The 19,850-nt window shown below is 65.3% G+C and carries 16 protein-coding genes; 14 read left to right on the top strand and 2 right to left on the bottom strand.

From position 1 onward, the window contains the following. Positions 1-778 precede the first annotated feature (778 nt). From G4G93_RS24705 to G4G93_RS24680, 6 genes are all read left to right on the top strand, one after another. Positions 779-1,861, top strand: a complete 1,083-nt coding sequence (locus G4G93_RS24705) for an alpha/beta fold hydrolase (RefSeq protein WP_246736990.1) — start codon at positions 779-781, stop codon at positions 1,859-1,861. Between the two features lie 637 nt (positions 1,862-2,498). After that, positions 2,499-3,485, top strand: a complete 987-nt coding sequence (locus G4G93_RS24700) for an NAD(P)H-binding protein (protein WP_165088336.1) — start codon at positions 2,499-2,501, stop codon at positions 3,483-3,485. A 743-nt stretch (positions 3,486-4,228) separates the two neighbouring features. Next, entirely contained in the window at positions 4,229-5,263 is a 1,035-nt protein-coding gene (locus G4G93_RS24695; protein ID WP_165088333.1) for a glycosyltransferase family A protein, read from the top strand. 34 nt (positions 5,264-5,297) lie between these two features. Continuing rightward, on the top strand, positions 5,298-7,355 hold the full coding sequence (locus tag G4G93_RS24690) for a glycosyltransferase (RefSeq protein ID WP_165088331.1): 2,058 nt from the start codon (positions 5,298-5,300) through the stop codon (positions 7,353-7,355). Positions 7,356-7,652: 297 nt separating this feature from the next. Then, positions 7,653-9,464, top strand: coding sequence for a glycosyltransferase (locus tag G4G93_RS24685; RefSeq protein WP_165088328.1), 1,812 nt, complete (start codon positions 7,653-7,655; stop codon positions 9,462-9,464). Positions 9,465-9,924: 460 nt separating this feature from the next. Continuing rightward, on the top strand, positions 9,925-10,125 hold the full coding sequence (locus tag G4G93_RS24680) for a hypothetical protein (RefSeq protein WP_165088325.1): 201 nt from the start codon (positions 9,925-9,927) through the stop codon (positions 10,123-10,125). 60 nt (positions 10,126-10,185) lie between these two features. On the opposite strand, the gene G4G93_RS24675 is transcribed toward G4G93_RS24680, so the two are convergent. Together G4G93_RS24675 and G4G93_RS24670 are read right to left on the bottom strand one after the other, a co-directional pair. Next, positions 10,186-11,106: a hydroxymethylglutaryl-CoA lyase gene (locus G4G93_RS24675; RefSeq protein ID WP_165088322.1), complete on the bottom strand. Its 921-nt coding sequence runs from the start codon at positions 11,104-11,106 to the stop codon at positions 10,186-10,188. 14 nt (positions 11,107-11,120) lie between these two features. Then, entirely contained in the window at positions 11,121-12,362 is a 1,242-nt protein-coding gene (locus G4G93_RS24670) for a CaiB/BaiF CoA-transferase family protein (protein ID WP_165088320.1), read from the bottom strand. A 119-nt stretch (positions 12,363-12,481) separates the two neighbouring features. Between G4G93_RS24670 and G4G93_RS24665 the strand changes: the two genes are divergently transcribed. The 8 genes from G4G93_RS24665 to G4G93_RS24630 all read left to right on the top strand — a co-directional run bounded on the left by G4G93_RS24665 (position 12,482) and on the right by G4G93_RS24630 (position 19,836). Continuing rightward, complete coding sequence (locus G4G93_RS24665) at positions 12,482-13,216, top strand: GntR family transcriptional regulator (protein WP_165088317.1); 735 nt, start codon at positions 12,482-12,484, stop codon at positions 13,214-13,216. Positions 13,217-13,525: 309 nt separating this feature from the next. Then, the gene (locus G4G93_RS24660) at positions 13,526-14,413 is read left to right on the top strand and encodes an oxaloacetate decarboxylase (protein WP_165088314.1); all 888 of its coding nucleotides are present in this window, start codon (positions 13,526-13,528) and stop codon (positions 14,411-14,413) included. A 4-nt stretch (positions 14,414-14,417) separates the two neighbouring features. After that, the gene (leuC, locus tag G4G93_RS24655) at positions 14,418-15,815 is read left to right on the top strand and encodes a 3-isopropylmalate dehydratase large subunit (RefSeq protein WP_165088312.1); all 1,398 of its coding nucleotides are present in this window, start codon (positions 14,418-14,420) and stop codon (positions 15,813-15,815) included. Then, positions 15,815-16,432 carry a 3-isopropylmalate dehydratase small subunit gene (leuD, locus tag G4G93_RS24650; protein WP_165088309.1) on the top strand — a complete coding sequence of 206 codons (618 nt, stop codon included), beginning with the start codon at positions 15,815-15,817 and terminating at the stop codon, positions 16,430-16,432. Before leuC ends, leuD begins: the two co-directional genes overlap by 1 nt. Before the next feature lie 43 nt (positions 16,433-16,475). Further along, positions 16,476-17,459 carry an ABC transporter substrate-binding protein gene (locus G4G93_RS24645; protein ID WP_165088307.1) on the top strand — a complete coding sequence of 328 codons (984 nt, stop codon included), beginning with the start codon at positions 16,476-16,478 and terminating at the stop codon, positions 17,457-17,459. Positions 17,460-17,468: 9 nt separating this feature from the next. Further along, entirely contained in the window at positions 17,469-18,305 is an 837-nt protein-coding gene (locus tag G4G93_RS24640) for an ABC transporter ATP-binding protein (protein WP_165088304.1), read from the top strand. Next, a complete protein-coding gene (locus G4G93_RS24635) occupies positions 18,302-19,063 on the top strand; it encodes an ABC transporter permease (protein WP_165088301.1) in 762 nt (253 codons plus the stop codon). The genes G4G93_RS24640 and G4G93_RS24635 overlap by 4 nt, the downstream gene beginning before the upstream one ends. Beyond that, on the top strand, positions 19,060-19,836 hold the full coding sequence (locus tag G4G93_RS24630) for an ABC transporter permease (protein WP_165088298.1): 777 nt from the start codon (positions 19,060-19,062) through the stop codon (positions 19,834-19,836). Before G4G93_RS24635 ends, G4G93_RS24630 begins: the two co-directional genes overlap by 4 nt. Positions 19,837-19,850: the final 14 nt, after the last annotated feature.

Here is a 19,850-nt window from a genome sequence, read left to right as displayed (position 1 = left end):
TTTATTCGCTTTCCATGTAATTGTTATAACCTGCGCGACATCAGGATCGACGCCCGCGATGCAAATCACCGGACAACCGGTTGTCGTCAGCAAAGCATGAGAAGAAATTCGCACAACGACCCTGGGGAATATGCACCCGTTGATCTCCGAGGCCGCGCTTCGGATGCGGTCCCGGCGCCAGGGCCCGTCGTCGGATCCGGTCGCCCGCATGACGCCCCGCCGAACGTCCCCTCACGCGTCGGGACCCGCGCCTCGTCGCGGCCGGCAGCTCCGGCCGGCGCTGCGCGACACCGGCCGAAGCGTCGTGAACCTTCGCCTGTTCGGGCCAGGGCTGAAGCTTCGTTCCGACGGGCACCGAGGTGCCCGGGCGGCGGCCGGTCATCATACCCGTGCTCAGCGTGTTCCGCACGCGGGATACTGTTACGCCCCGAACAGAGGATGACTTCGGCAGGATGCTGCGTCAGCATCCCGGTCCAAGCGTTCCGGCACGAACGACATGGATCGTCGCCCGAAACGGACCTTTACCCGAAATGGACCTTTGCCCATGCGCGGCGTTGACCATCGCACTCGTCGGGCTTCCGGCACCACGCCTGCGTCGTGCATGTCGCGGCGAACTGTGCTCTGTCTTGGCACGGGTCTCTTCACAGGCGTCGTACCCATGCAGTCCTTGGCTCAGACGAACCGCGGCGATCCTCCTGCAAGCTCCGAGCACGCACCGTATGGACACCGCACTCTTCCCGCAGGCATCAGGTCTCGACTCCTGCCAGGACTCAACGGCTTGACGGTTCACGTGCTGGAAGCAGGGTTCGAGCCGGCCGATAGGCCGCTGGTGATCCTCCTGCACGGCTTCCCGGAACTCGCCTATAGCTGGCGCAAGATCATGCTGCCGCTGGCGCAGGCCGGGTTCCACGTCGTGGCCGCCGACCAGCGCGGCTACGGTCGGACGACCGGCTGGGACTCGTCCTATGAGGCGAGCCCGCATCCCTTCGGCTTCCTGAACGTCGTCACCGATACGCTGTCGCTCGCCGCCGCCCTCGGACGCAAGCAGGTCGCCTGTGTGGTCGGTCACGACGCCGGCTCACCCGCCGCGGCGTGGTGCGCGCTCCTCAGGCCGGATGTTTTCCGCTCGGTGGTGATGATGAGCGCCCCGTTCGCCGGACCTCCCGCCCTTCCGGCCGGCGCCGGCGGCACGGCCGCCCTCTCGCCCGCGCAGAGCGACGATGCCCTTGACGCTCGGCTGGCCGCTCTGCCGCGCCCGCGCAAGTTCTACCAGCGCTGGTACCGGACGCGCGAGGCCAATCACGACATGCTGCAAGCGCCTCAGGGACTGCGAGACTTCCTGCGCGCGTACTATCACGCGAAAAGCGCCGACTGGACGGACAACGATCCCCATCCGCTCCCCTCACGGTCGGCCGAGGATCTCGCCCAGCTTCCGACCTACTACGTGATGGACCGCGACAAGGGCATGGCGGCCACGGTTGCCGCCGAGATGCCGTCCGAGGACCAGGTCCGGTCCTGCGCATGGCTGACGGATGCCGAGCTGGACGTGTACGTGACGGAGTACAGACGGACCGGCTTCCAGGGCGGCCTGCAGGGCTACCGCCGCTACACTGACGCGGACTGCGTGGCCGATCTCCGTCCGTTCGCCGGTCGCACCATCGACGTGCCGGCGAGTTTCATCTCGGGGAAGAGCGACTGGGGCGTGTATCAAACGCCGGGCGCGGCCGAGGCCATGCGCACCCGTGCCTGCACCAACATGACCGGCTTCCACCTCGTCGAAGGTGCCGGTCACTGGGTCCAGCAGGAACAGCCCGAGCAGGTCGCAACCCTTCTGACGGCGTTCATTCGCGAACATGTCTAAGCCGACTTGCGTCGGCAGGCCAACGCTTCACCCGCTCGAATTCTTGTTTTGTCGCAGATTTTCGTCGCAAAACCAGCAACCACTCTTGTGAAATCTGCTCAGGTCTCGGGGGAGCGTCCCCGGCGTCCGGTCGGGGTTCGGCTGCCGAGCCGGCATCCGTCGGACGGGCCAAAGCCGGGGTCGACACGTCCGGACAGCGAGCGCGCGCGTTCCGGCTCATGCGCGAGAGCCTGGATCGCCGCCTCGGCGATGCGGGTCTCGCAGCGCTGCGCCAACTCGTGCGTGCGCGGGTTGCGGCCGTTCGAGGTGGTCGGCGCCGGGATCCTGCGGTGCAAGCGTCGTGATGGATTCGTGACGGCCTGAGGCGGTGTGCGTCGATACGATGCCGGCCGATGTCGAGATGGGCGCGGTCGACGCCAGGTCCGGCGGTTCCGGAGGATAGGGACCTCCCCGTCACACCGCTCTCGCCGTTCGGCGGGGCATCGCAAGCGCCGCCGTCGCGCGCGAACAGCGCCCGATCGTTTCGCGATCGTACGCCCCTCCAGGTCCTCGGTTTTGCGGCATTGCCTTTCGACGACCCCGTATCCGCTTCGTCGGACGATGCTCTAGGATGGCGACGCGTCGGGATGAAGCGATCATGACCACGGATCGACCGGGCGGGGGAGAACCGCGCCGCGTCCTCGTTCTGGGAGCGACCGGTACGATCGGCCGGGCGACCGTGCGGGCCTTGGCGTCGCGCGGTCACGAGGTCGTCTGCCTCGTCAGGCAGCCTGCCGGCCCCGCTCTGCCCGCAGGCGTCGTCGAACGGATCGTGGACCTGACCGATCCGGTGTCGCTGGTGCGCGACGGTGTCCGCGGCGAGTCCTTCGACGTCCTGATGTCGTGCCTCGCATCGCGCACCGGGGTGCCCGACGACGCCTGGGCGATCGATTACGGCGCGCACGTGAACGCCCTGCAGGCGGGTCGCACGGCCGGCGTGAGGCATGTCGTGCTCCTGTCGGCGATCTGCGTCCAGAAGCCGATCCTCACCTTCCAGAAGGCCAAGCTCGCCTTCGAGGCGGTGCTGATCGCGTCGGGGCTCGACTACACGATCGTGCGGCCGACGGCCTTCTTCAAATCGCTCTCGGGACAGATCGATCGCGTCAGGCGCGGCAAGCCGTTCCTGGTTTTCGGCGACGGAACCCTGACGGCCTGCAAGCCCATCGGCGACGACGATCTGGGCCGCTACCTCGCCGATTGCCTCGACGACGAGGAGCGGCGCAATCGCGTGTTGCCGATTGGCGGGCCGGGCGAGGCGATCACGCCGAAGGCCCAGGGCGAGCGGCTCTTCGCCCTGCTGGGGCGCGAACCGCGTTTCATCCACGTTCCGGTCGCGCTGCTGGATGCGATCGTCGCCGTCCTGGCGACGGCCGGACGATGGGTGCCCGCCCTGGCCGCCAAGGCCGAGCTCGCGCGGATCGGTCGCTACTACGCGACCGAATCCATGCTCGTGCTGGATCCGGCGACCGGGCGATACGATGCACGGGCCACCCCTTCGGCGGGATCGGAGACATTGTTCGACTACTATGCCCGGGTGATCCGGGGCGAAGCGGTCGCCGAGCGCGGGGACCATGCCGTGTTCTGACGATGCTCGGATCGGCGTCGCGTCAATCAGCATGGCGACCTTCCAGTGAATGTGCAGGGCGTGCGAGCGAAGCCGATTTCCGCATCACGACGGCGATCCGACAGGATCGCCGGAGGCGATCCATCGGATTTTGTATGACGTCAAAGTTAAGAGATCGGTCACCCAACCGGTCGATCTCGAATACCAGACCTCGTTTCAAGCGTACGCAAAGGCGTCCTGATGGCTAATCGTGCTCCGTGCGTTAGTTTGTCTCTATATAACGTGATTTTCGTATTTTATTTTTAATTGACCTAGAGACAGATATTCGTGCGTCATTGCAATTTCCGTCGTATGCCTAGCGGAAAACAAAATATTGCTTCTTCGATGGACGCACAAGGAAACGTTAAACTGCTCCTGGCACCACAGCAAATCCGTGGTATTTCCTTTTTTAGCAAAAAATAATATTGAAAAATATCAATGCGCGCAATCTAAAATGTTGACACGAATATTATTGACTACCAAAACTATGACAAAACAATCGAGATCATATCTTGGCCGGTTTGCAATATGGCAGCCCAAAGCCTGCAGGTCGACTCGACCCAGGAGGCGCCGGCGTTGACTCGTCAAACTTTAGGTCATATTTACGCTCCCTTTGGCGCATTGTGGAATTTGGCGCCGCCAATCAACCAAGTGAAGTAAGATGAAGTTGCTTTTATCCTGATTGTATCATGATTAGCACATCTACTTGGGAGGACAAAATTTCGATGTCGACCGAACAGCCATTTTTTAGCTGCATCATTTGTGCGTATAACGAAGGCAGACTTCTGAATCTGAGTCTGGACTCGATGGTCCGACAAAGTTTCAAGGATTTCGAGGTCATCGTCGTCGATGACGGTGCGGACGACGCCACCAAGGCTGCAATCGCGGAGATCGACGATCCGAGATTTCGAGTCATTACGCAGGCGAATGATGGCCTCTCTTCTGCGCGCAACCGTGGCATCAGGCATGCCAAAGGTCGATACATCTGCTTCCTTGATGGGGACGACACGCGCCCGATCTGGGCGCTTCAGGAGGTCTACGACGCCCTTCAGGTGTCAGAAGCCGACGTCGCGTTCGGACGCGGCAGCTTGTGCGATCTCCGCGGTGAGATCACGCATTTCTACGATGACGAAATCATCCAGCACCTGATCGAGAAGCGCCAGAGCAATTGGCCATGTCGTTCGGAAGATCCTGATTTCAATGAACTTACTTCCTACACGATGCTCCTTGAGCCCCAGTCCGCCAACAAGTTTGTATCGGCAAAGCTAGTCAGAGATTTTTCTTTGAGCTTCCCAAACGGCCATTTTTTCGAAGATATATTTTTTCATTGCGCTGTTGTTTCGAGCATGTCGTCATTCTGCGTCGTCGGCGATATATGCTTTACGTATTACCGGCGGTACGGCCGGCCACAAATCACCGGCTCCACCAACGACTCACGCTTCGGTGCGCTCGCCGTTGCCAGGATGACGTTCGACATTTTTCGTCGCAGCCCCCGGTATCACAACACCCTCCTTCGGGAGGCCTTGGTCATTGCAATATTCAGAATTATTTCCTGGTGCAAAGACTCAATCAGTCACACTCATCGCTTCCAGTACCACGAGGCTATCATTTATCTGATATCCATGATCGACCCTGGATATCTCCAACTTGATTATGAAAATTCGCGATTTTACAGATCATATCATCAAACTGTCGCAAAAATTCAAAGCATGAAAGGCGAGATCAAAGAGCGTCTCATGCAAAGCGATGCTTGCACTTGATTCCACCAGCAATACAATCGAAGGGACGGCACCGATGTTGACGTATAGCTTTGAATACAAAGTAAAAAACTTTAGTGACTGGGCCTACATCAATATGTGGGTTGGTAATTCCGACCGCCCCGCCCATTTTTCTTTTCGGCCCGACTGTAACCGCATCGTTTTCAACTCGTTCAAAGATGGGTCGTGGGCGACGGAAACCATTGTCGAGTATGAATTCGACCCCAACACGCGATGCATGATCGATCTGACGATCCACAAGTCGTCAGCGAGTCTTATGATCAACGACGTTTTAATATTGGATGTCACGCTCGACAATCCGATCCCGCGCTCCGCGCGAATGCATTCGAATCTTCATCATATCGACGACGAATCGGATGGCCTCACGATTCTTGACATACTCGAAGGTCCTGAAGATAGCGATATTTGCCAGCTGCGTTTCCAGGGAAAGCAGTACAGGTTTCGAGAGATCAGAGCACAGAACACAAAGCTCGTATTTCAGAACATCGCTCGTTTTTTGACTGTTACGCCTTTGAGCAGCAGCGGAATTATTGTTGATATGTCAATGACATACGGCTTGGCCGGCGTCGTTTTGAAAAGTATCTTCCCTGATCGTGACTTGCTGACGGTTTCGAGTTCGTTGGACGAGAGCCGGATCATTCAGGACCATTTCGAGCTCAACCGCATTCAGGCCGAGGCGTTGACGCGGCAAGACCTCACCCGCAGATTACGCTCATACGGTCTTCTCGGCGAACGATCGCACGTGACCGCCACGGAGCCGCTCGCACAGAATTTCGCGATCCTGCTCGGATACAACTATTTCAGCGAGACCGAGGCATCATCGAACCCGGGAGAGATGCTGCTTCCCGATCGACACGTCGCCGTCTGCTCCGTCGAAACGAAGATGGAGAGGTCGATGTCGTTCCTCCGTACGGCGGAGCGTGAGAGCGACCTGCAGGTCAAGTTCGTCAAGACGCCGTGGATTCTGCGATCGCAGAGTTGCGATGCCCTGTCGGGCCTGGCGCCACGGTTGGACATTGCGGTGGCGATGTACAACACCTCGACCCATATCGAGGAATGCGTGGAAAGCCTGCTCGCCTCGGGACGCGAGGATATCCACGTCATCGTCGTCGATGACGGGTCGACCGACGACTCGGCCGACCTGGTGAGCCGCCGGTTCGGCGACCACCCTCGTCTGCGTCTCCTCAGGAAGGCGAATGGCGGCTGTGCGTCGGCCCGCAACTATGGACGACTGGCCTCGGACGCAGCCTACATCGCGTTCGTCGATGCCGACGACTTCGTCGACGCCGACTTTTTTCCCAACCTCCTGGATCTCGCAAAGACGAGCAAGTCCGAAATCGTCCAAGGTGGATTCGATTTCTATGACGATACGAAGCAGATTTTTACTGAGAGCTATGAGACCGTTCTTTTCAAAAATCATTCGCGCACGCCGTTCCTGGACAAATATTGCTTCCGGGCGCAGTCCCATGAGCTGCTCACCGGGCAGCCAACGATTTGGCGCAGGATTTATCGCAGGGATTTTCTCGAATCAAAGCAAATATATTTCCCCGAGCATATCAGGGCGTATGATGATTTTATATTTCATTTGATTAGCATCAATTACGCTCGTGATGTACTAACTGTCGACGGGATCAATTATCATTATCGTCAACATCCTAGCCAAGACATCAGACAGCGGGATGAGAGACATTTCTACTGCATTGAGATGCTAAGACTTCTTCTTAAAAGATCTGTATCGGAAGGCTGGAATAATTTTCATGAATTCTGCCAGTGCATTGTCAACACGTTTAATTGGTCGCTGGATCGAATTCGAGAAGATCTAGTTGGCGATTTCATCGAGGGCGCGGCCGAGCTCTGGCTGGCCATCGAGCGTTGCTACGGCCTGTCGGTGTTCGGCAAACTATCGGAGGCCGATATCTTGCATGCAGATTTTGCCAAGACCTTAAATCAGAAGCGCCGTCAGGCCAGTTCCAGTCGTTTGGGCTATGGAGCATGCTATCTCGATACGATGCTCATGCAACCACCGACCGTCGATCTTTCGCGGCGCCTTTCCAGCAAGTATTATCGGGCCTAGTACCGCTGCATCACACTTGGCGAACATGATGACGCAGAAGCATGTTTGATATGATACTGCAGTTTCCTGGAACGAGCTCGCTTGGAGGTGCACGGTAAGATCGAATGGGCGCCGATGCCAGGGCGCTGAATGCTTCGCCATCGACTTGTCGATGGCGAAGCACGCCGGCGAAAGACCTTGGGGCGCCGCTGCTGCAGGTCCTCATCCGGACGCGAAACATTTCCTTGTTCTGGGGCGGAGCAAACCGTGGCGGCCTGACGGGCCGCTACGGCTAACAACCCCTTACGGAGCCTATCGATGCACGACAACGACCTTTCCATCCATGCCGTCGCCACAGACACCGACGATGGAAATATCCTATCAAGCAGATCAACGTATTCGAATTATAGCTCGGAAATCGACCGATACGTTCTTCAACCTGTCATTATGACAGCACCTGCTTTCGCAAAAATTCCTGGTCTATATTACACGGCACTCATCGGCGGGGTGCGCCAGATCAACGACTTTCTGTTTCTTAATCGAGGCTGCAAGATTGGCTTCAACAATTATATTAATAGTTTTTACGCCTCCTATTGGCATAAATATACCAATCTGAGAGCGATCAGCCTCTCGGGGAAGGTGAAGGGAACCGGCATTCTCCATCTTTTCCGGTCAACCCCAAATGGCAGAACTTACTCGATCGGATCTTATCCGATCGGTGAAGTCGAATCCGAAAATACTTTTCATATCCATTTCAATCTGTTTGAATATATGCCGTCGGATGGCGGGCCCGGACGCTATTTCTTCGATATCGAGGCAACCACCGATCTCGAAGTCAAATCGCTCGCCTTTTGTGCGTTTACCCCGCCAGCAACCGCGCCGTCATTTTCCATCGGCATCTGCACCTATCGAAAAGAAGAATACGTTACGAATATTGCACTGAACCTGAGTGCCTATACAACGCAACATCCCGGCATCATCTCCGACATCATCATCGTCAACAACGATCGATCGCCCAATAACATCCTAGTTATTGCCGAACTTGCGGAAAGCAACGATATTTTTCATCTGATCGATCAAAGCAACATCGGCGGGGCGGGCGGATTTGCGCGCACTCTCGATTACTCCATGGAGCACTCGAACTCCGATCACCATATTTTCATGGATGATGATGTCTATATCGACACCAACGTCCTGGAGAGACTTTGGGCATTTGTAGCTTATTCAAAAATTCAGCACGTGATTGGCGGACAGATGATGGACATGCACCGTCCGCACATCCTGTACGAGGGTGGCGCCAAGCTCGATTACTGGGGTTTCCTTCAGAAAATTGGCGACAATATTGATGCGAGCTCCTCACAAGAAGCGACGTTTTATGACAAGGTCCGCGATGTCGACTATAATGCGTGGTGGTTCGCGTGCGTTCCAAAGTCCAAAGCCGCTAATATCGGCTTGCCACTGAATATTTTCATCCGCGGCGACGATTTCGAATACGGCCTGCGGCTGCGCGCGAAGCAAAATGTAACGACGGTATCCCTACCGGGGCTGTTTATCTGGCACGAGCCGTTTTCAGAGAAGACGGCATCATGGCTCGAATATTACAACTGGCGAAATCGCTTCATCATCTGCTCGCTCTATGCCGATCGAGAGAAGCTTGATATCCAGCCTGTCGAGATGCTGCGGGATATCCTGGTCGACTGCCTCGAAAGCGGGCGGGAAGAGGTAGCCCTGGCGATGTGTCTCGCCATCGTGGATTTCCTCGCCGGCCCGAAGTCCGTGCTCGCTGTCGATGCCGAACGTCTGCACGAGGGCGTCAGGGCGTCTCTGAAGCGTCTGTCAAACGATACCGGCAGTTTCGCCGCGATCCTGAAGGATCGCCTTCAGGGGGACACGGACCCGTCCATGAGGCAGGTCGTCACGCTACTGCGTTCCCCGCGGCTCGGAGGTCGTCAGCGGACGAGCGAGACGATCAGGTGGGCGGGAAAGGATTACGTCGGCGCGGTCGACCGGGTGCTCGCCTTGTACGAGGCCAACGTCGATGCCGCGATGAGCCAATGGAAGCAGGAGGCGCACGGCCTCGCCACCCGGGAGGCCTGGAGCGCCTTGTACTGGAAGCCGAAGAGCGCGTGAGCGATCCGGGCGCCGCGCGACCTTGAGCCTGGGCGCGGCACCCGCGCTCCGCTCCACGGCTTGCCGCTTCCGCCGACGGTCGTGTCATCCGCGGCGACGGCGCGGGCCTCGGGCCGCGGCGCCGATACCCTTCCGAGCGTGACCGGCGCCACCGAGCGGAGCCCGCGCGGTGGCGCTGCGCCGTCATGGAGCAGGGCGGCGGCGACCGCCGGCCCCGTCGCTCGGGTGTGGGCGAGGAGTGGTGTGCCTCGCCCGTGCGGTCGAGTTCTGGATCCGGACCGGCCGGGCGCAACGGCGCCACAGCGGCGAATGGCTCCGGCCCGCCAGGACGATCCACCGTCCCCCGGCGATGCCCAACCTGACGCGCCCCTCGCGGCACGGCCGAGCCTTGACTCCTACATTGGATTTGTTCTAATTCGCATCAGGCGAGGCGGACACGCCGACCGATCAGGAGCACACCATGGCCAACGCGACCTGCGACAGCTGCAAGTTCTTCGACGAGCACAACGGCAACGGCGCGAGCGCCCAAGGCGATGCCGGCCTGTGCCGATTCAACCCCCCGGTGACCCAGCCCGGCCCGCAGGAGCACGGCCTGTGGCCGGTCGTCTCCACCAGCGACTGGTGCGGCCATTTCAGCGCCGAGATGACCGCCGCCGAGTAAGCGCGGCGACCGCGAACGCGATGCAGGGGTCGGCCGGAAGGCCGGCCCCTTTTTTCTTGGTCAGGCCGCCGGCACCGCGGGCCAGGGCGAGACATGGGCGCCGTGGGCGGGCAGGCGCCGCTCCATCGCGGCCTCGAGCCAGCGCGTCGCGTCGGTCAGCGCCGCGAGCGAGACCCCGGTCGCGACGCGATCCCGCTCCAGCATCGCGGCGAGGTCCTCGGTCGCGATGTTGCCGGTGGCCCCCGGCGCGAACGGGCAGCCGCCGAGGCCGCCCAGGCTCGCATCCAGCACCGTGACGCCGGAGCGCAGCGCCGCGTCGGCATTGGCGTAGCCGGTGTTGCGGGTGTTGTGGAAATGCGCCCGCATCGGCAGGCCCGGCACGGCTTGCGCGAGGGCCGAGAAGCGCGCCTCGACGGCGGCGGGCGTGGCGACGCCGATCGTGTCGGCGAGGCAGATCTCGTCGAGGCCGCTCTCGGCCAGCGCCCGGGCGATCTCGATGACGCGGGCAAGCGGCACCTCGCCCTCGAACGGGCAGCCGAAGGCGACCGCGATCGTGACCGAGCGGAACAACCCGGCCGCCTGCGCCCGCCCGGCGAGGCGGCCCCAGGCCTCGACGAGGCCGCGCGCCGTGGTGCCCTGGTTGCGGGCCGCCATCGCGTCGGTCGCCACCGCCACGAAGCTGATCTCGCGCAGACCCGCCGCCAGCGCCCGCTCGAAGCCGCGCTCGTTGAGCACGAGGCCCGAGACGCCGAGCCCCGGCATCCCGACCACCCGGGCCAGCACCGCCTCGGCATCGGCCATCTGCGGCACCCGCGTCGGGTTGACGAAGCTCGCCGCCTCGATCCGCTTGAGGCCCGCGGCTGCGAGCCGGCGGATCATCTCCACCTTGGTGTCGGTCGAGAGCAGGCGGCTCTCGTTCTGCAGCCCGTCGCGGGGGCCGACCTCGACGAGGGTGACGGAGGCGGGGCGCTGTGCGGTCATGGTTCTCTCCCGTCTCACGCCGCGTCGCGGGCGGACCCGCCGATCACCTTGTCGGCGACGAGCCGCGCGAGGTCGGCCGGCCCGAGGCCGAGGAGCCCGCGAAAGATCTCGTCGTTGTGCTGGCCCAGCTCCGGCCCGGCGGTGACGACCCGGCCCGGATTGGCCGAGAGGCGCGGTGCCACGTTCTGCATCTTGAGCGAGCCGAAGAGCGGGTGGGCGACGTCGACGATGGTCTGGCGCGCCTTGAAATGCGCGTCCTCCAGCATCTCGGGCGCGCGGTAGATGTCGCCGCGGGGCACTCCGGCCTCGTCGAGGCGGCGGCCGAGCTCCTCCCGGTCGAGCGTCACCGTCCAGGCGGCGATCAGGGCGTCGAGCTCGGCCTGGCGCCGGCCGCGCTCGGTATGGGTGGCGTAGCGCGGGTCGGTCGCGAGGTCGGGCCGGCCCATCGCGGCGGCGAGGCGCTTGAACACGCTGTCCTGGTTGGCGGCGATCAGCACGTAGACGCCGCTCTTCGTCGGGTAGACGTTCGAGGGCGCGATGTTGGGCAGGATCGCGCCGGTGCGCTCGCGGATGTAGCCGGTCTTGTCGTACTCGGTGATCAGATTCTCCATCACGGCGAGCACCGCCTCGTAGATCGCGCTGTCGACGATCTGGCCGCGGCCGGTCCGGGTACGGGCATGCAGCGCCATCAGCCCGCCGACGCAGGCGAAGGTGGCCGCCAGCGTGTCGCCGATCGAGATGCCGGCCCGCGAGGGCGGGTTGGAGGGATCGCCCGCGACGTAGCGCATCCCGCCCATCGCCTCGCCGATCGCGCCGTAGCCCGCCTTCTGCGAGTAGGGCCCGCTCTGGCCGTAGCCCGAGACGCGGATCATGATCAGCCGCGGGTTGATCGCCGACAGGGCGTCGTAGCCCAGCCCCCACTTCTCCATCGTGCCGGGGCGGAAATTCTCGATCAGGATGTCCGACTGCGCGACGAGGCGCCGGATCAGGTCCTGGCCCGCCGCCTCCCGGGCATTGATCTCGATCGACTTCTTGTTGCGGGCGATGACAGGCCACCACAGCGACTGTCCGTGCGGCTTCTCCCGGCCCCATTCCCGCATCGGGTCGCCGGCGCCCGGCTGCTCGATCTTGATCACCTCGGCGCCGAAATCGGCCATCAGCTGGCCGCAGAACGGACCGGCGAGGAGCTGGCCCATCTCCAGGACGCGCAGGTCCGACAGGGCTGGCGCAAGGGTAGGGTCTGTGGTCTGGATCATCGGGCGTTCCTCTTGTTTCCCGAAGCCTAGTCGGGCAAATTTGTCTGGACAAGTGGCGAGCGCCGGCTTTGGAGGAATTCGTGTCCGGCAGGGCAACGGGAGCGCGGGAGCCGGGAGCCGTGGAGGCGGGCCCGCTCAACGAGCGGATCGCGCGGGCGCTCCAGGAGGAGATTCGCGCCGGGCTGCACCCGGTCGGCGCGACCCTGCCGACCGAGACGGCCCTGTGCGCCCGCTTCGCGGCGAGCCGCTTCACGGTGCGCGAGGCCCTGCGCAAGCTGGTCGAGAAGGGGCTGGTCGAGCGGCGCCAGGGCGCCGGCTCGACGGTGATCGCGACGAGCGCCCAGCCGGGCTTCGCCCAGGTCTTCGACGACCTCGCCGACATGTTCGAGTACGCCCGCGACACGCATCTCGACGTCGCGACGCTCGAGATGATCCAGATCGACCCGGAGGTCGCCGGCTTCGTGCAGGCGCCGGTCGGCTCGTCCTGGCTCAAGGCCGAGGGCGTGCGCTGGACCGCCGCGCGCGACGCGACGATCTGCTTCGTCAGCGTCTACGTCCATGCCCGCTTCGCCCCCCTGCTCACCGACCTGCGCGAGGTGGGAGGTGCGGTCTACGGCCTCGTCGAGGCGCGCTCGGGCGAGCTGATCGCCGAGGCGCTGCAGGAGATCACCGCCCGGCCGATGCCGCCGGCGGTCGCCCGCGCCCTCAAGCGCCCCCGGGGCGCCCCGGCGATGCGCTTCGTGCGCCGCTACTACGACGTCAGCGGCGGCATCATGCTGACCTCGGTGAACTGGCATCCGGGCGAGGAGTGCCGCTACACGACGCGGATCCGGCGGGGGGATTGGCGGGCGTAAGGCCTGTTCGATTTGCCCTGGCGCGAGCGACACCCGCCGCGTCATCCCGGGGCCGCGCAGCGGAGCGCGGAACGACCCGGAGGATGGAGGGACCGAAGGCGGCACATCATGCCGGGCGACGATGCGGCACGTCGCCTGCGACGCCCATCACATGCCCCGGCGCCACCCGACATCGCCATTGACAGACCGGAAACGAAGGCTAACCTGTCCGGACAACTGCACCGATGCAGGATCGTGGATGCCGCAACGGCGTCCCGAAGCCCCTCACGCCAGCGGGGCGGCCGGCACGACCCGGCCAGGGAGGAACGGATGGGTCAGGCCCGCAACTTGCGCGCGCTCCTCGCGCGCCCCGAGATGGTCGTGGCGCCCGGCGCCTATGACGGCATCACCGCGAAGTTCATCGCGCAGGCGGGCTTCCCGGCCGTCTACATGACCGGCGCCGGCACCGCGGCCGCCCTCGGCTACCCGGATTTCGGCCTCGTGACGATGAGCGAGATGGCGGCCAATGCCGGGACCCTCGCCCGCGCCGTCGACATCCCGGTCATCGCCGATGCCGATACCGGCTACGGCAACGAGCTGAACGTCACCCGCACCATCCAGGAATACGAGATGCGCGGGATCGCCGGCCTGCACATCGAGGATCAGGTGAGCCCGAAGCGCTGCGGCCATCTCGACGGCAAGGAGATCGTGCCGCGGGAGGAGTTCGTGGCGAAGATCCGCGCTGCCGTGGCGGCGCGGCGCGACCCGGACTTCCTCATCATCGCCCGGACCGATTCCCGGGCCGTCGCCGGCTTCGACGAGGCGGTGGAGCGCGCCAACCTGGCCCTCGCCGCCGGGGCCGACATGGCCTTCGTCGAGGCGACGCAGAGCCTCGACGAGATGCAGGCGGTGCCCATCCAGGTGAAGGGCCCCTGCCTCCTCAACGTGGTGCGCGGCGGCAAGACGCCCGACATCGCCATGCCCGACGCGCAAGCCATGGGCTACCGGCTGGCGATCCTGCCGAGCCTGCTGTTCGGCGCCGCCATGGAGGCCTTCGACGCCGCCCTGGCCACCCTGAAGGAGACCGACGCCCCGCCGGCCTCGGCCGGCGCCCCGGCGATCCGCGACCGCTTCCGCCGCCTCGGCGCCGACCAGTGGGACACCCTGCGCACCCGCTTCCGCGACGACCCGCCCGCCGCGGCGGCGGCGGCCGAGTAGGTCCATGCCCCGCACCCTCCTCGACAAGCTGTGGGACGCCCATGTCGTCGCCGATCTCGGCGACGGCTGGTCGCTCCTCCACGTCGACCGCCACCTGCTGCACGACCTGTCGGGCACGGCGGGACTCGAGGCCCTGGCGGCTCGCGGCCTGCGGGTGCGCAACCCGGAGCTCGCCTTCGCGACCGCCGACCACGCGGTGTCGAGCGCCCCCGGCCGGACCGGCGAGAGCTACGCCCCGGGGGCGCCGCTCTGGGCGGGCCTGAGGGCCCGCGCGGCGGAGGCCGGCCTGCATTATTTCGAGCTGGGCCAGGTCGGCCAGGGCATCGTCCACGTGATGGGGCCGGAACTCGGCATCACGCTGCCGGGCGTCAGCCTGATCTGCGGCGACAGCCATACCTGCACCCATGGCGGGCTCGGCGCGCTGGCCTTCGGCGTCGGCTCGTCGGAGCTGACCCACGCCCTCGCGACCCAGACCCTGCGCCAGCGCAAGCCGAAGAGCCTGCGGGTGCGGTTCGAGGGCACGATGGGCCGGGGCATCGCCCCCAAGGACCTGATCCTGCACCTCATCGGCCGGCTCGGCGCCGATGCGGGCACCGGTCACGCGATCGAATATGCCGGCTCGGCGATCCGGGCCCTCGGCATCGCGGGCCGGATGACGATCTGCAACCTCTCGATCGAGCTCGGCGCCAAGATCGGCTTCGTCGCGCCCGACGACACGACCTTCGCGTATGTCGCGGGCCGGCGCTTCGCCCCGAAGGGTGCGGATTTCGAGCGGGCGGTCGCCCACTGGCGCACTCTCGCCAGCGATCCCGACGCGGTGTTCGACCGCGAGGTGACGGTCGACGTGGCGGAGGTCACGCCGACGGTGACCTGGGGCACCAGCCCCGAGCACGCCATCGCGATCGACGCCGCGATCCCCGATCCGCGGGCGGCGCCCGATGCCGAGCGGCGCGAGGCCTGGCGCGCGGCCCTCGACTATATGGGCCTGGAGCCGGGCCGGCCGCTCGCCGGCACGCCGGTCGACTGGGTGTTCATCGGCTCCTGCACCAATTCCCGGATCGAGGACCTGCGCGAGGCCGCCGCCCTCGCCCGCGGGCGGCACGTCGCGCCCGGCGTCACCGCCTGGGTGGTGCCGGGCTCCGAGCGCGTGAAGCGCGACGCCGAGGCCGAGGGCCTCGACCGGGTGTTTCGCGAGGCGGGCTTCGCCTGGCGCGAGCCGGGCTGCAGCCTCTGCGTCGCGGCGAACGGCGAGCGCGTGCCGCCCGGGGCACGCGCCGTCTCGACCTCGAACCGCAACTTCGTCGGGCGCCAGGGCCCGGGGGCGCGCACCCATCTCGCCAGCCCCGCCATGGCGGTCGCCGCGGCGGTCACCGGCGCGATCACCGACGTGAGGCGGATCTGATGCAGCCCTTCACCGCCGTGACCGGCCCGGCCGCGCCGTTCCTGGAGCCCAACGTCAACACCGACGTCGTCATCCGCATCGAGCGCCTGACCGGGGTGCCGCGGGACGATCTCGGCCGCTACGCCTTCGAGGCCCTGCGCCGGAACCCCGAGGGCGGGCAAGGGGGCGATCCCGCCTTCGTCCTCGACACGCCTCGCTTCCGGGGCGCGCCGATCCTGATCGCCGGGCGCAATTTCGGCTGCGGCTCCTCGCGCGAGGGCGCGGTCTGGGCGCTGATGGGCCTCGGCCTGCGGGCGGTCGTCGCCGAGAGCTTCGGCGACATCTTCTTCAACAACTGCTTCCAGAACGGCCTGTTGCCGGTGGTGCTGCCGAAGGAGGCGATCGACCGGCTCGCCGCCGAGGCGACGAGCGGCGCGCCTCTCACGGTCGACCTCGTCGCCCGGGAGGTGCGCGCGCCGTCCGGCGCGGTCGTCCCGTTCGCGATCGATCCGCAACGGCGGCAGGCCCTGCTGGAGGGGCTCGACGAGATCGGCGCCACGCTGACGCGCGAGGCCGAGATCGCGCAGTGGCAGGCGCGCGACCGCGCCGCGCGGCCCTGGATCTGGGCCACCGCCTGACGACGCATTCGAGAGACAGAGCCGGCGAGACGGGAGAGAAACGATGATCTTGAGAACCTTGCGGGCCGGCGCCGTGAGCCTGCTGCTCGCCGGCGCGGCCCTCGCCGGCGCACCGGCCCGGGCCGAGACCATCACGGTCACGCATTGGGGCTCGGCCTTCTACGGCGCGCCCTACGCGGTGGCGCTCGAGAAGGGCTTCTTCAAGAAGCGCGGCCTCGACATCACCGGCTTCCTCACCTCGGCCGGCGGCGGCACCTCGGTGCGCAACACGCTGGCCGGCGAGGTGCCGTTCGGCGAGGTGGCGCTGCCGGCCGCCATCCTGGCGATCCAGTCCGGACAGCCGATCAAGATCATCAGCGGCGGCGTCGAGAGCGTCGAGGACATCCTCTGGATCACGCAGCCCGACGGCAAGGTCGGGTCGCTGGCCGACCTCAAGGGCAGGAAGGTCGCCTATACGGCACCCGGCTCCGTCACCAACATGATCATCCTCAACTGCCTGCAGAAGGCGGGGCTGGAGCAGAAGGACCTGCAGCTCGTGGCGGCGGGCGATCTCGGCGCCAACCTGTCGGCGGTGCTCAACCGGGCGGTCGATGCCGCGATGTCGGGCGAGCCGCTGTGGTCGGGCAACCAGGGCAAGGTCAAGGCGGCGTTCTGGGCCAAGGACTGCATGAACCCGGCGCTGACCCAGACCGTCGGCATCACCACGGCGGAGTTCGCCAAGACCGGCGGCGACAAGCTGCGCGCCCTGATCGAGGCCCGGCGCGAGGGCGTCGCCTACATCAAGGCGCATCCGGACGAGGCCGCCGACATCGTCGCCAAGGCCTATAGCGGCGATTCGAAGGTGTTCCGCGAGGTGTTCAAGCACTTCGTCGGCTTCGAGTATTTCGGCGACGGCCGGCTGCATTACGACAACATGAACCGCATGCTCGACGGCATGAAGCTCGTCGGCCGCCTCAAGGGGCCGGTCGAGTGGAGCCAGGTCGTCGACACGTCCTTCCTGCCGAAAGACCTCCAGGCCTCGCAGTAGGGAGCCGTCATGGCCGTCGTTGCCCTCAGCGCCGATCCCCGCGGGGCGATGCCCGCGGAGACCCGCGAGATCCACGCGTCCTTGCGCGGGGTCACCCGCGTCTACGGCCGGCTCGCCGCCCTCGGGCCCCTCGACCTCGACCTCGTCAAGGGCGAGTTCTTCTCGGTCGTCGGCCCGTCCGGCTGCGGCAAGTCCACCCTGCTCGACGTCCTGTCGGGGCTCGGGCGGCCGAATGCCGGCACCGTCACCTTCGAGGGCGCACCGGTCGAGGGCGTGCCGGACGGAATCGGCATCGTGTTCCAGGAGGACGCCTCGTTCCCCTGGCTCTCCGTCGCCGACAACGTCGCCTTCGGACTGCGCCGGGCCGGCGTCGATGCGGCCGAGATCGCCCGCCGGGTCGATTACGCGCTGGGCTTCATGGGGCTGACCGACTTCGCGCACGCCTATCCGGCGCAGCTCTCGGGCGGCATGCGCCAGCGGGTCTGCATCGCCCGCACCCTCGTCACCCGGCCGCGCCTGATCCTGCTCGACGAGCCGTTCGGGGCGCTGGACCAGCAGACGCGCCTCCTGATGGGCGACGAGCTGCTGCGGCTGTGGCGCGAGACCGGGGCCACGGTGCTCCTCATCACCCACGCCCTCGACGAGGCGGCGATGCTGTCCGACCGCATCGGCGTGATGTCGTCGCGGCCCGGCCGCTTCATCGAGATCGTCGAGACCGGCTGGCCGCGCGAGCGCGACAGCCGCATCGTCGCCGAGGAGCGCTTCGGCCACATCACCGCCCGGCTGTGGTCGCACCTGCGCGAGGAATCGCTGAAGGCGATCGGTAAGGCGGGCCGTGCGCCATGACCCGCGAGCGCGCCGTCACCCTCACCCGCATCGCCTGGATCGCCGGCTTCGTGCTGCTGCTCGAGGCCGTGTGCCGCCTGCACCTCGTGAACCCCCTGACCCTGATCCCGCCGAGCGAGATGGCCGCGACCCTGTGGGGCCTCATCGCCTCGGGCGAGATCGCCGGCGACATCGCCCGGACCTTCTCGACGGTGGCGATCGCCGTCGTGCTCGCCGTCGCGATCGGCTTCACCCTGGGCGTCGCGATCCACGCGCTGCCGCGGGTCCGGCAGGGGCTCGATCCGCTGCTCGCCTCGTACTACTCGATCCCGACCTTCGTCTTCTACCCGCTCTTCGTCGCCATCTTCGGGCTCAACAGCGTGCCGCTGATCGTGCTCGGCATGGCGTTCGGGGTGCCGGCGATGATCCTTGCCACCCTCAACGGGCTCGACCGGGTGCCGCGGGTGCTGATGCGCACCGCCCGGTCCTACCGGCTCGGGCGGCTTTCCACCCTCGCCCACGTGGTGATGCCGAGCGCCCTGCCCTACCTCCTCACCGGCGTGAAGCTAGCGCTCGCCTACGCCTTCATCGGGATCATCGCGGGCGAGTTCATCCTGGCCGATGCCGGGCTCGGCCACGCCATCGCCTACGCCTATGACGGCTTCGAGAACCGCACCATGTACGCCCTGATGCTGTTCGTGCTCGTGGTGGTCACGGGGCTGAACATGACCCTGCACGCCTGGGAGGGCCGCGTCATGCGCCGGCGCGCCCGCGCATGAGCGGCTCCGCCGCGCTCCCCGCCACCGGCCCGCGCGGCCCGTGGCTCCTCGACGGCCTCGTCACCGTGGTCGTCCTGCTCGGCCTCTGGCAGGCGCTCCATGCCTATGCCGGCGAGGCGGCGATCGCCTCCCCGCTCGCCGCGTTCCGGCACCTGTCGGGCCTCGTCGCGACGGCCGGGTTCTGGTCGCATGCCGGCGCCACGCTCTCCGCCTTCGCGGGGGCGCTCGCCATCTCGGCCCTCCTCGGCATCGGGCTCGGACTGGTCCTCGGCCTGCGCCGCTTCGCCGGCGAGGTCGCCGAGCCGATCCTGGCCGGGCTCTACTCGATCCCGAAGGTCACGCTCTATCCCGTCATCCTGCTGGTCTTCGGCCTCGGGATCGGCGCCAAGGTGGCGTTCGGGGTGATCCACGGCGTGATCCCGATCACGCTGTTCACCCTGACGGCGGTCAAGGGCATCAACCCGGTGCTGATCCGCACCGCCCGGGCGATGCGGCTGGGCCAGGCCGAGACGATCCGCACGATCCTCGCCCCGGCGGTGCTGCCCGAAATCGTCACGGGGCTCAGGGTCGGGTTCTCGCTGACGCTGCTCGGGGTGCTGGTCGGCGAGATGTTCGCCTCGCAGAGGGGGCTCGGCTTCCTGATCGTCAACGGGATCAGCCTGCATAACGTCCAGCAGACGACCGCGGTGATCCTGATGCTGGTGATCGTGGCGGTGGCGGCCAACGGCGTGCTGCTGTGGCTCGACCGGCGGTTCATCCATCGGGCGGCGTGACGGGGCGACGGCTC

Origin of the sequence: Methylobacterium sp. DB0501, assembly GCF_011043735.1 — a bacterium.
GTDB classification, from domain to species: Bacteria; Pseudomonadota; Alphaproteobacteria; order Rhizobiales; family Beijerinckiaceae; genus Methylobacterium; species Methylobacterium alsaeris.
The sequence above is the reverse complement of the archived record's forward strand: the minus strand, read 5'-3'. Positions and strand labels throughout refer to the sequence as shown.

Excerpts from the sequence above, each read along its gene's own strand:
- leuD (WP_165088309.1), top strand. The coding sequence starts at position 15,815 with ATGCAGCCCTTCACCGCCGTGACCGGCCCGGCCGCGCCGTTCCTGGAG.
- G4G93_RS24700 (WP_165088336.1), top strand. The coding sequence starts at position 2,499 with ATGACCACGGATCGACCGGGCGGGGGAGAACCGCGCCGCGTCCTCGTT.
- G4G93_RS24630 (WP_165088298.1), top strand. The coding sequence starts at position 19,060 with ATGAGCGGCTCCGCCGCGCTCCCCGCCACCGGCCCGCGCGGCCCGTGG.
- G4G93_RS24675 (WP_165088322.1), bottom strand. The coding sequence starts at position 11,106 with ATGACCGCACAGCGCCCCGCCTCCGTCACCCTCGTCGAGGTCGGCCCC.
- G4G93_RS24640 (WP_165088304.1), top strand. The coding sequence starts at position 17,469 with ATGGCCGTCGTTGCCCTCAGCGCCGATCCCCGCGGGGCGATGCCCGCG.
- leuC (WP_165088312.1), top strand. The coding sequence starts at position 14,418 with ATGCCCCGCACCCTCCTCGACAAGCTGTGGGACGCCCATGTCGTCGCC.
- G4G93_RS24645 (WP_165088307.1), top strand. The coding sequence starts at position 16,476 with ATGATCTTGAGAACCTTGCGGGCCGGCGCCGTGAGCCTGCTGCTCGCC.
- G4G93_RS24660 (WP_165088314.1), top strand. The coding sequence starts at position 13,526 with ATGGGTCAGGCCCGCAACTTGCGCGCGCTCCTCGCGCGCCCCGAGATG.
- G4G93_RS24635 (WP_165088301.1), top strand. The coding sequence starts at position 18,302 with ATGACCCGCGAGCGCGCCGTCACCCTCACCCGCATCGCCTGGATCGCC.
- G4G93_RS24670 (WP_165088320.1), bottom strand. The coding sequence starts at position 12,362 with ATGATCCAGACCACAGACCCTACCCTTGCGCCAGCCCTGTCGGACCTG.
- G4G93_RS24695 (WP_165088333.1), top strand. The coding sequence starts at position 4,229 with ATGTCGACCGAACAGCCATTTTTTAGCTGCATCATTTGTGCGTATAAC.
- G4G93_RS24680 (WP_165088325.1), top strand. The coding sequence starts at position 9,925 with ATGGCCAACGCGACCTGCGACAGCTGCAAGTTCTTCGACGAGCACAAC.
- G4G93_RS24685 (WP_165088328.1), top strand. The coding sequence starts at position 7,653 with ATGCACGACAACGACCTTTCCATCCATGCCGTCGCCACAGACACCGAC.
- G4G93_RS24690 (WP_165088331.1), top strand. The coding sequence starts at position 5,298 with ATGTTGACGTATAGCTTTGAATACAAAGTAAAAAACTTTAGTGACTGG.